The 14,380-nt window shown below is 60.4% G+C and carries 11 protein-coding genes and 1 tRNA gene; 6 read left to right on the forward strand and 6 right to left on the reverse strand.

Annotated features, from left to right (window positions below; all coding sequences use genetic code 11):
- Positions 1-181: 181 nt before the first annotated feature.
- Positions 182-255: transfer RNA gene (locus tag HK439_RS23795), tRNA-Cys, on the reverse strand.
- 273 nt (positions 256-528) lie between these two features.
- Between HK439_RS23795 and HK439_RS23800 the strand changes: the two genes are divergently transcribed.
- The 5 genes from HK439_RS23800 to HK439_RS23820 all read left to right on the forward strand — a co-directional run bounded on the left by HK439_RS23800 (position 529) and on the right by HK439_RS23820 (position 7,820).
- Positions 529-1,191 (forward strand): protein-L-isoaspartate O-methyltransferase family protein, encoded by a 663-nt coding sequence (locus HK439_RS23800; protein WP_190293988.1) that lies wholly within the window; start codon positions 529-531, stop codon positions 1,189-1,191.
- Between the two features lie 503 nt (positions 1,192-1,694).
- A complete protein-coding gene (locus HK439_RS23805) occupies positions 1,695-3,068 on the forward strand; it encodes a TolC family outer membrane protein (RefSeq protein ID WP_328804233.1) in 1,374 nt (457 codons plus the stop codon).
- 273 nt (positions 3,069-3,341) lie between these two features.
- Positions 3,342-4,094: a PopZ family protein gene (locus HK439_RS23810; protein ID WP_190293989.1), complete on the forward strand. Its 753-nt coding sequence runs from the start codon at positions 3,342-3,344 to the stop codon at positions 4,092-4,094.
- A 175-nt stretch (positions 4,095-4,269) separates the two neighbouring features.
- Positions 4,270-7,125, forward strand: coding sequence for a valine--tRNA ligase (locus tag HK439_RS23815; protein ID WP_190293990.1), 2,856 nt, complete (start codon positions 4,270-4,272; stop codon positions 7,123-7,125).
- Between the two features lie 212 nt (positions 7,126-7,337).
- Entirely contained in the window at positions 7,338-7,820 is a 483-nt protein-coding gene (locus HK439_RS23820) for a DUF2155 domain-containing protein (RefSeq protein ID WP_235988088.1), read from the forward strand.
- Positions 7,821-7,883: 63 nt separating this feature from the next.
- Here HK439_RS23820 and aat read toward each other — a convergent pair whose 3' ends face one another.
- The 5 genes from aat to HK439_RS23845 all read right to left on the reverse strand — a co-directional run bounded on the left by aat (position 7,884) and on the right by HK439_RS23845 (position 13,002).
- Positions 7,884-8,564 (reverse strand): leucyl/phenylalanyl-tRNA--protein transferase, encoded by a 681-nt coding sequence (gene aat, locus HK439_RS23825; protein WP_190293992.1) that lies wholly within the window; start codon positions 8,562-8,564, stop codon positions 7,884-7,886.
- Between the two features lie 36 nt (positions 8,565-8,600).
- A complete protein-coding gene (gene accC / locus HK439_RS23830; protein ID WP_190293993.1) occupies positions 8,601-9,947 on the reverse strand; it encodes an acetyl-CoA carboxylase biotin carboxylase subunit in 1,347 nt (448 codons plus the stop codon).
- A 13-nt stretch (positions 9,948-9,960) separates the two neighbouring features.
- Complete coding sequence (gene accB, locus HK439_RS23835; RefSeq protein ID WP_190293994.1) at positions 9,961-10,431, reverse strand: acetyl-CoA carboxylase biotin carboxyl carrier protein; 471 nt, start codon at positions 10,429-10,431, stop codon at positions 9,961-9,963.
- A 227-nt stretch (positions 10,432-10,658) separates the two neighbouring features.
- Entirely contained in the window at positions 10,659-11,474 is an 816-nt protein-coding gene (locus HK439_RS23840) for a DsbA family protein (protein ID WP_190293995.1), read from the reverse strand.
- A gap of 76 nt (positions 11,475-11,550) precedes the next feature.
- Positions 11,551-13,002 (reverse strand): M48 family metalloprotease, encoded by a 1,452-nt coding sequence (locus tag HK439_RS23845; protein ID WP_190293996.1) that lies wholly within the window; start codon positions 13,000-13,002, stop codon positions 11,551-11,553.
- Between the two features lie 175 nt (positions 13,003-13,177).
- Between HK439_RS23845 and HK439_RS23850 the strand changes: the two genes are divergently transcribed.
- Positions 13,178-14,341: a pyridoxal phosphate-dependent aminotransferase gene (locus tag HK439_RS23850; RefSeq protein ID WP_190293997.1), complete on the forward strand. Its 1,164-nt coding sequence runs from the start codon at positions 13,178-13,180 to the stop codon at positions 14,339-14,341.
- Positions 14,342-14,380: the final 39 nt, after the last annotated feature.

Raw genomic sequence — 14,380 nt, forward strand, 5'->3', positions numbered from 1 at the left:
TTAAGGAAAATTTGGGTGGTCGGGGCTTTGAAAATTCTACAAATTTAATCAGAGGCAATAACGCTTAGGATGCTGAATCCTCTGATTTTTTGAAGGTAAAATGGTTCAATAATTTTGTCCCACTTTTTGCAAAATCGCGGCGGGACATTTTTTCTCTTTAAAATCAATGACTTAAAGATGTTGGAGGCCTCTGCCGGAATCGAACCGGCGTACACGGATTTGCAATCCGCTGCGTCACCACTCCGCCAAGAGGCCGTGAGACGCGCTGTATCAATCACTTGGGGCCTCGTGTCAAGCAGGCGTTCGGCGTTTATCCAAAAAGCTGAGAGGCCGGTGCGGCTGCCCGGTCTTTCGCGCAAGAGGGCTTCCTGCCAGTGTTCCGGGTTGCGGTGTATGGACTTCCGAGCCGGTTCGGGTTCATTTGTTGCATTCCTTCCCGTGCATTGATGGCACCAGACGCTTGTCAGCCCCTTCGCAGATCGCTAATGAACCTGTGGAGAGAGGCCGGCAATCAAGATGAGGGTCGATATGACTGACTTTGAACAGTCCCGCAGGCGTATGGTCGACAACCAGCTGCGTACCAACGATGTCACGGATCATCGCATCCTGGATGCAATGGAAGACGTGCCGCGGGAACGCTTTTTGCCGGCTTCGAAGCGCGCGATCGCCTATATCGACGAAGATCTGCCGGTCGGGCCGGACGGATCCGGCCGCTATCTGATGAAGCCGCATGTCTTTGCCAAGCTGGTCCAGCTGGCAGAGGTCAGGCCCGATGACGTGGTTCTGGTGATCGGCACCGGTTCCGGCTACAGCGCGGCCGTTCTTTCCAAGCTGGCCGCCTCCGTCGTGGCCGTCGAGGAAGACGGCGAACTTGCCAGTGCGGCCGGTGAGACCCTCGTGGAACTCGGCATAGAAAACGCCGCAGTCGTGGAAGGCGTTCTGGCGGCGGGTTATGCCTCCGAAGGGCCTTACGACGTGATCGTGGTCGACGGCGCCGTCGATCAGTTGCCGGAGGGTTTGCTGAACCAACTCAAGACCGGTGGACGTCTGGTCGTTATCGAGGGCAGGGGCGGAGCCGCGACCGCAAGGCTCTACCGGTCCTCCGGCGATGCGATCAGCAGCCGTTTTGCATTCAATGCGTCGGCAGCCGTTCTGCCGGGCTTCGAGAAAGCTCCTGAGTTCGTATTCTGAGGCTGCTTTTGCGTCCTTTGGCGAGCTGACTCCAGATCGCCGGGATCATTTCTAAGTCCTTGCGGGACGGGTCAATTGTCGTCCCGCACCTGTTGCCCATTGGCCTCAGTCGCGATTTTAATCGCCTTGCAACGGCGTTTGAACAGCCTTTGACCGGATCGCGCGGTTGCGAACCTGCACCGGGCAGTTTACCAAAAGTACAGGCTGAGGATTCATATCCTGAGGCCGTCGGGTGCCGGATGGCAAAATCCTGGCGTCGTCTGAATTCAGAATAATGAAAATCGTTATTCCGAAGGCGGGAAGCGCCGGGGGTTTTGTGTGTTTGGTTTGCAGCAGGATGGATCGATCTGATCGGGTGGTAGCGTCTTGGACGCCGGGGGGCTGCCGTTACTTGTTCCGCTCCTGCGAAATTGCAGACCATCGGACGATCCGCTTGCCGGGCGTAGCTCCGTATATGAATCCTCAGCCTGTAAAGGGTGTCGTATCCGCGCAGGGAGCAACAGGTGGTATTGCGTTCAATCAAGAGGTCCGCAGCGTTTGGTCTCGTCGTGGCGTTGGTTTCGGGGACGGCGATTTCAGGCGCCATGGCCGAGACGATCGAAGAAGCTCTGGCATTCGCCTATTCCAACAACCCGACCTTGAATGCCGCACGTGCTCAACTGCGCGGCGTTGATGAAAATGTGCCCCAGGCACTCTCCGGCTGGCGGCCGACGGCAACCCTGTCCGGTACGGGCGGATGGACCCGCTCCAGCGCGGTCGGCACCGAAACCTACCGCAACAATGCCAGCATTTCCCTTTCGGTAAGCCAGGCCCTGTTTCGCGGCTTCCGGACCGTCAATTCCACGCGTCAGGCGGAATCGATCGTCAGGGCCCAGCGTGAAAGCCTGAGCTCGACGGAGCAGGATGTTCTGCTGTCTGCCGCACAGGCCTATGTGGACGTGATCCGCGACACGGCGCTCGTTTCCCTGCAGCGCAGCGACCTGCAGTTCCTGACCGAGCAGGTGCGGGCCGCAAAGGACCGGTTCGACGTGGGCGAGGGCACCCGGACCGACGTTTCGCAGGCCGTCGCACGCCAGGCGGAAGCCCAGGCGAACCTGAACACGGCAATGGCGAATTTGAACACCAGCCGGGCGGTCTACCGTCAGGTTGTCGGGATGGAGGCCAGGAATCTCTCGGCCAACACAACGATCAACGCGCTCGTCCCCGGGACCGTCGAGGCCGCGCTGCAGGCCAGCGAGATAGCCCAGCCCCTGATCCGGCAGTCGCAGCATCTGGTCGACGCGGCGATTTTCAACACCAAGGCCATAGAGGGCGAGCTTCTGCCGACGGTCTCCCTGAACGGCAGTGTCGCCAGAAACTGGCGGCCGTCCACTTCGGTGTCCCAGTCCAATTCGGCCACGATCTATGGATCCGTGAGCATCCCGCTTTATCAGGGCGGTTCCGTCTCCTCCCGGGTTCGTCAGGCGAAGGAAGAACTCGGCCAGGCCCGTTTGCAGCTGGACGTCGTGCGCGATCAGGTGCGGGCCAACGTCATTTCCGCCTGGGGCAACTATCAGGCCGCAAGCGCATCGATCAAGGCTGCACAGGCCGCGGTCGAAGCCCAGAAACTGGCGCTGGAAGGCGTGATCGAGGAACAGCGCGTTGGTCAGCGGACCACCCTGGACGTTCTGGATGCCCAGCGGGAACTGGTGAACCAGCGTGTGGGACTGGTCACCGCGCAACGCAACCGGATCGTTGGCGGTTATCAGCTGGTTTCGGCTATCGGCAAGCTGGATGCGGCTACGCTCGGGCTCAACGTCGCCCAGTACCGGCCGAAAGAACATTACAAGGCTGTTCGCGACAAATGGTTCGGTCTGCGGACGCCGGATGGCAGATAAGCCGAAACAGGCCGGTCCGGGCTCTGCCGGGGCGGCCGGTTTTGTTCATTCCTTGCAAGCATTTCCTAACCAAGGCTGACGGAAAGGCTCCAATCGGGGCCGGCTGCGTGTCAGAATTGCACAAGGTATGAACCAAAAAAGGGGATAAGGCGGTCAGTTTACGGACTGTTCCTTTTCGCTGAGCTATTTAGCCTTCTATAATTTCGGTTAATGAATCGTTCAGAAATGCTCTGGGCGATTCGGATAGTTGCCGATTTGTATCTGGGGGAATTCATGGCAAAGGCGAGTCAGGCCGCAGAGCCGTCGATGGAGGAAATCCTCGCATCGATCCGCCGCATCATCTCGGATGAAGAAGAGCCCGGCAACGATTCCAACGACGCGCCGCAGGCATCGAACCTGGAAGACAACCCCGTAGAAATCGAGGCGGCTGACGATATGGGCGACGGGTCTGAAATGTCCCAGGACGACCTGGACAAGCTATTCGACATGGACGATGGCGGGGATGATACGACGGATATCACCGCCGATGACGAAGTGGATGACATGGCGGCAGCCATGGCCGAGGCGGAATCCGAAGCGGAAGAAGATGACGTTCTCGAACTGACCGAAGAACTGGCAGTCGATGAGAGCGAGACCGCCGTTGTCGATGACATCGGAGACGCGCTCGTCGACAATGATATTGCCTTTGTCGAGCAAACCGGCGCCGACGACGAGCCGGATCTGGAGGATATTGCCGCCGCGCTGCAATCTTCGGAACCCGGAATGAAAACGGCTGCGGTCCCGGACTACGATCTGCCGGGAGTGGAAAAGGACGGTCCGCTGACATCGGACCAGACCGGTGAGGCGGTTCATGCCGCATTCGACAACCTGTCCCACATGTTCGTCGGCGGAAATGCCCAGACGGTCGAGGAACTGGTGCGCGACATGCTGCGCCCGATGCTGAAGGCCTGGCTCGACCAGAACCTGCCCGGAATGGTGCAGGAAATGGTGCAGAAGGAGATCCAGCGGGTGACCAGGCGGCGCTGACCTCCCGTTCCTCAGATGCAAACGCCGCCTTTTCGGGCGGCGTTTTTTATTGGATTTACGCTTCTCGCGCTAATTCGGCCGTTTGGCTGATTTGGCCTGTTGACTTGCCCGGTCTGTTCCGATTTACACGAGCCGTTCCAAGAAAAGTCCCGAATAATCCATATGAGTACCCCATATGCTTGACAAGACCTATGACGCGGCGGGCGTTGAGCCGCGGATTTACGAAACCTGGGAAAAGGCCGGCGCGTTCAAGGCCGGTGCGGGAGCCAAGGATGGAGCCCCGTCCTACACGATCGTAATTCCGCCGCCGAACGTAACCGGCTCGTTGCATATGGGCCATGCGCTGAACAACACGCTCCAGGACATTCTGGTCCGGTTCGAGCGCATGCGCGGCAAGGACGTTCTCTGGCAGCCGGGCATGGACCATGCCGGCATCGCGACCCAGATGGTGGTCGAACGCCAGCTCGCGGAACGTCAGGAACCGGGGCGCCGCGAAATGGGCCGCGAGGCTTTCGTCGAGCGGGTCTGGTCCTGGAAGGAAGAATCCGGCGGCATGATCTTCAACCAGTTGAAGCGCCTCGGTGCGTCCTGTGACTGGAGCCGGGAACGGTTCACCATGGACGAGGGCCTGTCGGAGGCGGTTCTGAAGGTCTTTGTCGAACTCTACCGCGAAGGGCTGATCTACCGCGGCAAGCGGCTGGTCAACTGGGACCCGAAATTCGAAACCGCGATTTCCGATCTCGAGGTGGAGAACAAGGAAGTCGACGGCCACATGTGGCACTTCAAGTATCCGCTGGCCGACGGTGAAACCTACGAATATGTCGAGAAGGACGAAGACGGAAACGTGACCCTGCGCGAAACGCGCGACTACATTTCCATCGCCACGACCCGTCCGGAAACGATGCTCGGCGACGGCGCCGTTGCCGTTCATCCGTCTGACGAACGCTACAAGCCGATCGTCGGCAAGCTGTGCGAAATCCCGGTCGGGCCGAAGGAGCACCGCCGCCGGATCCCGATCATCGTGGACGAGTACCCGGATCCGGATTTCGGCTCCGGTGCGGTGAAGATTACCGGCGCCCACGATTTCAACGACTATCAGGTCGCACGCCGCAACAACATTCCCCTCTACCGCCTGATGGACACGACGGCGTCCATGCGCGACGACGGCCCGGCCTATGCCGACTGCGCCGGCCAGGCCAGGGCCATCGTCGAAAGCGGGACATTGCCGGATCCGGCCGAGGTCGATGCCATCAACCTGGTGCCGGACGAATACCGCGGTCTCGACCGCTACGTGGCGCGTGAACGGATTGTCGCGGCGATCAACGCCGACGGCCTGGCGGTGACCGTCAAGGACGAAGACGGCAACGAAGTGCCGTTCGTCGAGAACAAGAAGATCATGCAGCCCTTCGGCGACCGTAGCCACGTCGTCATCGAGCCGATGCTGACCGACCAGTGGTTCGCGGACGCCAAGACGCTGGCCAAGCCGGCGATCGCCAGCGTGCGCGAGGACCGCACCCGGTTCGTGCCCAAGAACTGGGAGAAGACTTACTTCGACTGGATGGAGAACATCGAGCCCTGGTGTATTTCGCGCCAGCTCTGGTGGGGCCATCAGATCCCGGCCTGGTACGGACCGGACGGGGAGGTGTTCGTCGCCCATGACGAGACGGAGGCTGCGGCACTGGCGGAGGCGCATTACGGAAAATCCGTGGAGCTGACCCGGGACGAAGACGTTCTCGATACCTGGTTCTCTTCCGCGCTCTGGCCGTTTTCCACTCTCGGCTGGCCGGACAAGACACCGGAACTGGACAAGTACTTCCCGACGTCGGTCCTGATTACCGGTTTCGACATCATCTTTTTCTGGGTTGCCCGGATGATGATGTTCTCGCTGCATTTCATGAAGGAAGAGCCCTTCAAGGACGTCTACATCCATGCCCTCGTCCGCGACGAGAAAGGGCAGAAGATGTCGAAGTCCAAGGGCAACGTCATCGACCCGCTGGCGCTGATCGAGGAATTCGGTGCCGATGCCCTGCGTTTCACGCTGGCGGCCATGGCGGCCCAGGGGCGCGACATCAAGCTGGCGACCAGCCGTGTTGCCGGTTACCGCAATTTCGCGACCAAGCTCTGGAACGCTGCGCGCTTCGCAGAAATGAACGGCTGCGCCCGTGTCGAAGGCTTCGATCCGGCGTCGGCAAAGCTCACGCTCAACCGCTGGATTGCAACCGAGGTCGGCCGCTGCATCTCCGAAGTGACCGATGCTCTGGTGGGCTATCGCTTCAACGAGGCGGCAGGCACCGTCTACCGTTTCGTCTGGAACACCTATTGCGACTGGTTCCTGGAACTCGCCAAGCCTGTCTTCAATGGCGAGGACGAAGCGGCCAAGGCGGAAACGCGGGCGACCGCCGCCTGGGCGCTGGACGAGATCCTGAAGGTCCTGCATCCGTTCATGCCGTTCCTGACGGAGGAACTGTGGGAACGTCTCGGCGAGACGGGCGTGAAAGCCGACGGCCTGCTGATGCAGGCAAGCTGGCCGACGGCTGCCCTGGAAGACGAGGCAGCCGCCGGTGAAATCAACTGGCTGGTCGGGCTGATCTCGGAAATCCGGTCCGTGCGCGCGGAAATGAACGTTCCGGCTGGCGCGAAGGTGCCTGTGGTGATCGTCGGTGCCGGCGAGGAAACCAAGGCCCGGATCACGGCCCATGAAGCCGCGATCCTGCGCCTTGCGCGGGCTGAAAGCATCGAACTTGCCGATACGGCGCCTGCAGGTGCCGCGCAGATCATCGTCGGCGAAGCCACCGTCTGCCTGCCGCTTGCCGGCATCATCGATCTGGACGCAGAGCGCGGCCGCCTCGGCAAGGAAGCCGACAAGCTCGGCGGCGAGATTTCCCGGATCGAGAAGAAGCTCTCCAATCCGAAATTCGTCGAAAAGGCGCCGGAAGAGGTCGTCGAAGGCGAACGGGAAAAAATGGCGGAATTCGCGGAACGGCTGGAAAAGGTTCAGGTCGCCCTGAAGCGACTCGCCGAAATCGGCTGATCAAGGCGGCCCTCCGTGATTAGTTTTGGAAGGCCCGGTGAGGACGCTTGTCTTTTCCGGGCCTTATTCCGATGTTAGGTCGCTGCACAATTGAACGAATCCCATGAGAATCGGACGGCGAAATGAACCGGCAGTGTGGACCCAGGCGGCAATCAGGGACGATCATGAACAAGCTCTCGGGATATCTGGCACTTGCGGGGCTGTCGCTGGTCATGGCCGGTTCGGTCGGGGCCCAGGCCCAAGACGCGGAGAAGATCTCCAATCCGGTTGCCGTGTTTTCCGGTCTCGACAAGATCACCGGCCGGATCATTTCCTTCGATGTCTATATCGGCGAGACGGTTCAGTTCGGCGCGCTTCAGGTGACCCCGAGGGTCTGTCACACCCGCCCGGCGACCGAGAGCCCGCTGACGACGGCCTTCGTTCAGGTCGACGAAATCACGCTGAACAATGAAGTCCGCCGGATCTTTTCCGGCTGGATGTTTGCCGACAGCCCCGGTCTCAATGCCGTGGAACACCCGGTCTACGATGTCTGGCTGACGGGCTGCAAGCTTGCTTCAACCGTGCCGCCGCCGGCCGATTATTCCGGCCCGCCGATCCAGAAGGGTGCGGAAAAGGGACAGGATCCGCTTGCCGGACCGGACGACGGGGTCGATGCCGGGCCCGGCGTGCCGCGGAAAAAGCCGTTCCAGGAATAATTGGCATCTGATCGGTTCGCTGGAAATGTGCGGCTGGCGGCGGAGACGTTCAGCCGTCCGGCGTCACTCGCTGTGCCATTTCTCCAGCACATCCAGCACGTCCGCGCCGGTCGCATTGGTCGGAAAGGCCAGGAAATCGCCCTCCAGCTGCAAGGCTTCGTTCAGGAGGCGGTTATATTCCGCCTGCGGGACCTCGATCGCGCCGAACTTGCTCAGGTGATCGGTCACGAACTGGGTGTCGAGCAGGCTGTAGCCGCCAACAACCATCCGCGCGACCAGATGGGCCAGGCACACCTTGGAGGCATCGGTTGACCGGGTGAACATGCTTTCGCCGAAGAAGGCGCCGTTGAGCGCGACGCCGTACAGGCCGCCGACCAGGTCTCCCTCTTGCCAGGCTTCCACCGTGTGGCAATAGCCCATGTCGAAGAGCTCGCCGTAAAGGCGGCGGATTTCCCGGTTGATCCAGGTTTTCCTGCGGCCCGGCATCGGGGCCGCGCAGGCGTCGATCACGGCCTGGAAATCGGTGCTGATGCGGATTTCGAAAACGTCGGAGCGGATCGTGCGCCTGAGCCTGCGCGGCAGGTGAAAGCTGTCGAGCGGCAGGACGCCACGGCGTTCCGGTTCCAGCCAGAACAGGCCGGAATCTTCCGCCGATTCGGCCATGGGAAACAGGCCGCAGGCATAGGCTTTCAGCAGAACCTGCGGCGTGATTTCCATAACGATATCGTCGCTGTGACCCGCCATTCAGGGCACTTCCTTCAAGGACAAAGTCCAGGTGGGTCAGTCGGTCTTCCCGGCCAGATATTTCTCCAGCCAGTGAATGTCGTACTGACCGTTCGCGATGTCCTGATTGTCCACCAAATCGCGGAACAGCGGAAGTGTGGACTTGATATCGTCAACCACGAATTCGTCGAGGCAACGGCGCAGGCGCATCATGCATTCCACCCGGTTGCGGCCGTGAACGATCAGCTTGCCGATCAGGCTGTCGTAAAAGGGCGGGATCTTGTAGCCCTGATAGACGCCGGAATCGACACGCACGCCGAGGCCGCCCGGCGGATGGTAGTAGGTGATCATGCCGGGTGAGGGCGCGAAGGTGCGCGGGTCTTCGGCGTTGATCCGGCACTCGATGGCATGGCCTTCGAACCTGATATCGTCCTGGGTCATGTCAAGGCTGCCGCCGGCGGCGATGCGGATCTGTTCGTTGACGAGATCGATGCCGGTGATCATTTCGGTGACCGGATGTTCCACCTGCAGGCGGGTGTTCATTTCGATGAAATAGAACTCGCCGTTTTCATAGAGGAACTCGACCGTGCCGACGCCCCGGTACTTCAGCTTGCGCATGGCATTGGCGACGATCTCGCCGATCTTATTGCGCTCTTCGGTGTTGAGGCAGGGAGAGGGCGCTTCTTCCAGGACCTTCTGGTGGCGGCGCTGCAGCGAGCAGTCGCGTTCGCCCAGATGAATGGCGTTGCCCTGGCCGTCGCCGAGCACCTGGATCTCGATATGGCGCGGCTGGCCGAGGTATTTTTCCATGTAGAGCGCATCGTCGCCGAACGCGGCCTTGGCTTCTGCCCGGGCCGTGGAAAGCGCGGAATCGAGTTCAGCCTCGGTTGCGGCAACCTTCATGCCGCGGCCGCCGCCGCCCGCCGCCGCCTTGACCAGCACCGGATATCCGATCTCGCGGGCGATCGCATGGGCATCGTCACTGGGCGTCACGGCGCCGTCCGATCCGGGGACGACCGGAATGCCCAGGTCCCTGGCGGTCTGTTTGGCCTGGATCTTGTCGCCCATGATCCGGATGTGTTCGGAGGTCGGGCCGATGAAGACGATGTTGTGCGCCTCCAGGATTTCGGCGAAGCGGGCGTTTTCCGACAGGAAGCCGTAGCCCGGATGAACCGCATCGGCGCCGGTGATTTCGCAGGCGGCCAGAAGCTGGGGGATGTTGAGATAGCTGTCGCGGGCGGCCGGAGGACCGATGCACACGCTTTCGTCGGCCAGGCGCACGTGCATGGCGTTCGCATCGGCCGTGGAGTGTACGGCCACGGTGGAAATGCCGAGCTCCTTGCAGGCGCGCAGGATACGCAGGGCAATCTCGCCGCGATTGGCAATGAGGATCTTGGAGAACATCGCGGATGCGCTCCTATTCGACGATGATGAGGGGTTCGCCGAATTCGACCGGCTGGGCGTCTTCCACGAGGACTTGCTTGACGGTCCCGGACTTGGTCGCCGGAATGTGGTTCATGGTTTTCATGGCCTCGATGATCATGATCGTCTGGCCTTCGGACACCTTGTCGCCGACTTCGACGTAATTCTTGGCGCCGGGTTCGGGCGCCAGATAGGCCGTGCCGACCATCGGAGAGCTGATCGTGCCCGGATGCGGACCGGCGTCGGCTGCAGGGGCCGCCGGTGCCGCGGCAGGCGCTGCAGCCGCAGGTGCCGGAGCAGCTGCCGGAGCCGCCATCGTCACCGGTGCGTCGATATGCAACTGGCGGGCGACCCGAATGCGGAAATCGTCCTTTTCCAGTTCGATTTCCGAAAGGTTGGTCTCATCGAGAAGGAGCGCTAGGTCGCGGATCAGATCCGTTTCAAATTTCTTTTTATCTTCTGACATTTCTCAGGACTTTCCTGGTTCGGGTCGTTTGGGGCGCATCGTTGTGGTGTCTGCGTTCCACAAACCAATGCTGCCTTGATGAAGCGCGCCATCGCGTTCGATAAATTCAGCGCAAAATATCCGATGGTCCGGCATCGTTTCAGCCGGACCAGTTCCATGCACCTTATAAGGAACCAACAAGGTCAGGAAAAGCCCTTATTGTCTCTCACTTTATCGGGATACAAAATTTAGCAGGTCGTCGCGCCGCAGTCTTTCAAAGCGTCGACCTTTGCTTTCAGATGATCATAACCGACTGCGCCGGAAATGACTTCGTCGCCAATCACATAGGACGGTGTTCCGGTCAATCCCAGGCGGTTGGCCAGGGTATAGGATTCATCAATCGTCTGTCCCGCTTCGCCTGTGGACACGGCATTGGCGATCTCCTCGGCAGACAGGCCGATATCGGTTGCCGCCTTCAGCGCACTTTCCTTGTTGGCCCGGCCCCGGATCATGAGCAGAGCCTCATGGAATTCGCCGTATTTTTCAGGCGCGAGCATATTGACCGCGACGGCGATCTTGGCGGCTTCGACCGATCCTTCTCCAAGAACGGGAAACTCCTTGAGGACCATGCGCAGTTCCGGTTCCTCGTCGAGGAGCCTTACCATATCGGCGTGGGCGCGTTTGCAGTAACCGCAATTGTAGTCGAAGAATTCGACCAGGGTGACGGATCCCTTCGGATTGCCGAGGACGACCTGACGTGCGGAATTGAAGAGGATGTCGGCGGATTCAGTCAGTGCGGTCTTGCGTGCGGCTTCCTCGGCCGCCTTTTGACGCCGGTCCAGCTCCGTCAGGGCATCTGTGATGACTTCCGGGTTCTGGACCAGGTATTCGCGGATGATTTTCTCGATCTGGGCGCGATCCATTTCTTCGGCGGCAGCGCTGCGGATCCCGAACATGAGCGCGGTCAAGGCCAGCAGCGCGCTCAACGCCAGAATGCTGATGCGAAGGGCCGATAACGGGGCGGCGACTGCGCGGGATCGAAGTGCGCGTGATTGGTAGGACATCTTGGTCTCCTAAGGCCGCTTGCAGGCACGGCTGTCTTGACGTTTTGCGCTCAGCACCGGGCTCTGCCGGAGTAGGTCAGTTGTTGCCGAGGTGCGGCGGTTTGTAGGACACAATATCATCAGCTTGAAGCCATGCAGGCGATCCGCGCTTCAAATTCTTTTGAGCACGGGCGGCATATCGTTTCGCGGCGTCGAAATCGCCGGCGACCATCAGCCCCTTTGCAGTCGAAAGGTCTGCGTCCGCTTGTTTGCCCTGCCGGACCTGGGCAATGGCGAGCTGGCTGAAACCGATGCGTGAATACGGATCCTGCTGAACCCCTTTGCGCAGGATGCGTTCCGCTTCCCCAAGCACGTTGGGATCGTTGGAACCGACCAGGGCATAGCCGAGCCAGACCAGAAATTGCCCTTCGTTCGGACGCAGCGAAACGGCCTTTCGGAACGGTGCGACCGCCGAACGCGGATTGCCGCCTTCCAGAAGGACCTGTCCCTTGAGTTCATAAAGATACGGATCGTTCGGCAACTGCCGGATCATGGCGTCGACATCCTTGATCGCGTCCCGCCGCCTGGTTTTCATGGCCGCGATGGCCCGGGCATACTGCGCCGGAAGGCTTGTGTCGGAGCGGGGATAGGCGCGCGCGACCGCATTGGGATGGCTGGTGAAGGCGAAGAGTTTCGCTCTGACCATGTCGTGGCGGAACTGAAGCGACGCCGGATCCTTTTTGTTGAAATACGCGCTCTGCTCGGCAGCCGTTTCCAAAGACCGGTAACGATCCCTGGCCATCGGGTGGCTGACTGCATAGGGGTCGACATATTTGGCGATGAACATCTGTTCGTCGGCGAAGCGCTTGAAGGTGGTCAGCATTCCCTTCGCGCTCTGCCCGGTCGCATTCAGGTATCGCAATGCGGCCTTATCGGCGGCGGCTTCCTGGCCGCGCCGGTAGGCAAGGAAAGACCGTTGCCCGATCGCGCCGCCGGCCGCGGCCGCGGCCAGGCCGCCCTGGGAGATGCCCCCGGAACCGGAGGTGGCGCCCGCTGCGACTGCCCCTGCACCGAGGAGCATGCCGATGACCGACATGATTGCCGCGTTCGAGGCGGCGCCGCGAAGCTGGGCCAGATGGCGGCCGGCGATATGGCCCGATTCATGGGCAATGACGCCGATGACCTCGTTCGGTGTTTCGGATTCCATCAGAACGCCGACATTGATGAACATGCGTCCGGAATCGGGAACGAAAGCGTTGTAGCTCTTATCATTCACAAGAATGATGTCGGGTCTTGTCATGGCGATCCCGGCGGCCTTGAAGATCGGCATCGCGTAGTCGCGCAGGAGTTCTTCTGTCTCTGCATCGCGCACAACCGGAATTTTTCTGCCTTGCGCCTGTGCCGGTGCCGAGAGGAACGGAAAGGAGATAGCGAGCGCCATGGCCGTTGTCAGGACCCTGTCGCCGATTTTGCGGCCGGTCCGGCGGAACCGCCGGCTTTCATCGGCGCAAAGCGGGGATCCGCGGCGTGTGGCTGATAACAGAAGCATTTCCGGTCGGCCGTTCAAAAGGCTCTTCCTCCTAAGCGCGGTCGGGTGTTTCGGGACCGTATGTGAGTATGGGAGGCCATTATACAAGGTCAAGTCGCCGCACGCGTATACATTTCGGCCAGACAGATGCTAAAAGGCCTATGTGTTTTTTTTGTGCAATGCAATGGAGGTGCGGATGGCCTTTCGGCCTGGCCAGGTATCTAAACGAAGTAATATTGCCCCTTTTTTGGCAATGGAAGTGTTGATTGAAGCAGCCCGCTTGGAAGATCAAGGCAGAAAGATCGTCCATATGGAAGTCGGGCAACCCGGGGTACCCGCGCCCGAAAGAGCCCGTAACGCGGCCAAGCAGGCCCTCGATACGAAACTGATCGGCTATACGGAAACCGCAGGTGTCATCCCGTTGCGGGAAAACCTGTCCAGATATTACCTTGAGACCTACGGACGGGAAGTCGACAAGGATCGCTTCGTCGTGACGACCGGCTCGTCGGCCGGGTTCAATCTCGCCTTTCTCGCAGCTTTCGATCCGGGGGACCGGATCGTCCTGACGGCACCGGGTTATCCGGCTTACCGGGGGATCATCAGTGCCCTCGGGCTGGTTCCGGTGGAGATTGAGGTCGGTCCGGAAACCCGTTGGAGCCTGACGCCCGAGCTGATCGCGAAAGCGCAGGCCGATGGTCCGGTAAAAGGCGTTCTGGTGGCGAGCCCGGCCAATCCGACAGGCACGATGATGCCGCCCGAGAAGCTGGAGGAACTGGTCACCTATTGCGGCGAAGAGGGGATCTGGTTCATCTCGGACGAGATTTACCATGGCCTGGTCTATGAGGGTCGGCAGGAAACCGCTCTGGCCTATTCCGATCAGGTGATCATCATCAACAGTTTTTCGAAATATTTCTGCATGACCGGCTGGCGGATCGGATGGATGATCTTGCCCGAGGTCCTGCTGCGCCCCGTCGAGCGGCTGGCGCAAAGTCTCTATATCTCTCCGCCCGAGCTTTCGCAGATTGCCGCAACGGCGGCGCTCGAATGCCGCGACGAGCTGGAGGCCGTGAAGGCCGGTTATGCCAGAAACCGGGAGCTGCTTTTGAAGGGATTGCCGGAACTCGGTTTTAACAAGCTGCTTCCGGTCGACGGAGCTTTTTATATCTACGCCGACACCAGCGCCTTTTCCCCGAATTCGCTCGAATTCACCAAGACCATGCTTCACGAAGCCGGTGTGGCGGCAACGCCTGGGGTGGATTTCGATCCGGTACACGGCGCGGAATTTACGCGGTTTTCCTTCGCCGGGTCCTATGAGGACATGGAACAGGCGCTGGTCCAGCTGAAGCACTGGCTCGGCTGACGAAAGCGGCCATGGGGGGACAAAAAAAGCGGCCAAACG

It is taken from the genome of Roseibium aggregatum (assembly GCF_014692675.1).
Taxonomy (GTDB): domain Bacteria; phylum Pseudomonadota; class Alphaproteobacteria; order Rhizobiales; family Stappiaceae; genus Roseibium; species Roseibium aggregatum_C.

Bases quoted from the DNA above. Each gene is read 5' to 3' on its own strand.
- HK439_RS23850 (WP_190293997.1), top strand. From the start codon at position 13,178: ATGGCCTTTCGGCCTGGCCAGGTATCTAAACGAAGTAATATTGCCCCT.
- accC (WP_190293993.1), bottom strand. From the start codon at position 9,947: ATGTTCTCCAAGATCCTCATTGCCAATCGCGGCGAGATTGCCCTGCGT.
- HK439_RS23820 (WP_235988088.1), top strand. From the start codon at position 7,338: ATGGCCGGTTCGGTCGGGGCCCAGGCCCAAGACGCGGAGAAGATCTCC.
- accB (WP_190293994.1), bottom strand. From the start codon at position 10,431: ATGTCAGAAGATAAAAAGAAATTTGAAACGGATCTGATCCGCGACCTA.
- aat (WP_190293992.1), bottom strand. From the start codon at position 8,564: ATGGCGGGTCACAGCGACGATATCGTTATGGAAATCACGCCGCAGGTT.
- HK439_RS23845 (WP_190293996.1), bottom strand. From the start codon at position 13,002: ATGCTTCTGTTATCAGCCACACGCCGCGGATCCCCGCTTTGCGCCGAT.
- HK439_RS23815 (WP_190293990.1), top strand. From the start codon at position 4,270: ATGCTTGACAAGACCTATGACGCGGCGGGCGTTGAGCCGCGGATTTAC.
- HK439_RS23810 (WP_190293989.1), top strand. From the start codon at position 3,342: ATGGCAAAGGCGAGTCAGGCCGCAGAGCCGTCGATGGAGGAAATCCTC.
- HK439_RS23800 (WP_190293988.1), top strand. From the start codon at position 529: ATGACTGACTTTGAACAGTCCCGCAGGCGTATGGTCGACAACCAGCTG.
- HK439_RS23840 (WP_190293995.1), bottom strand. From the start codon at position 11,474: ATGTCCTACCAATCACGCGCACTTCGATCCCGCGCAGTCGCCGCCCCG.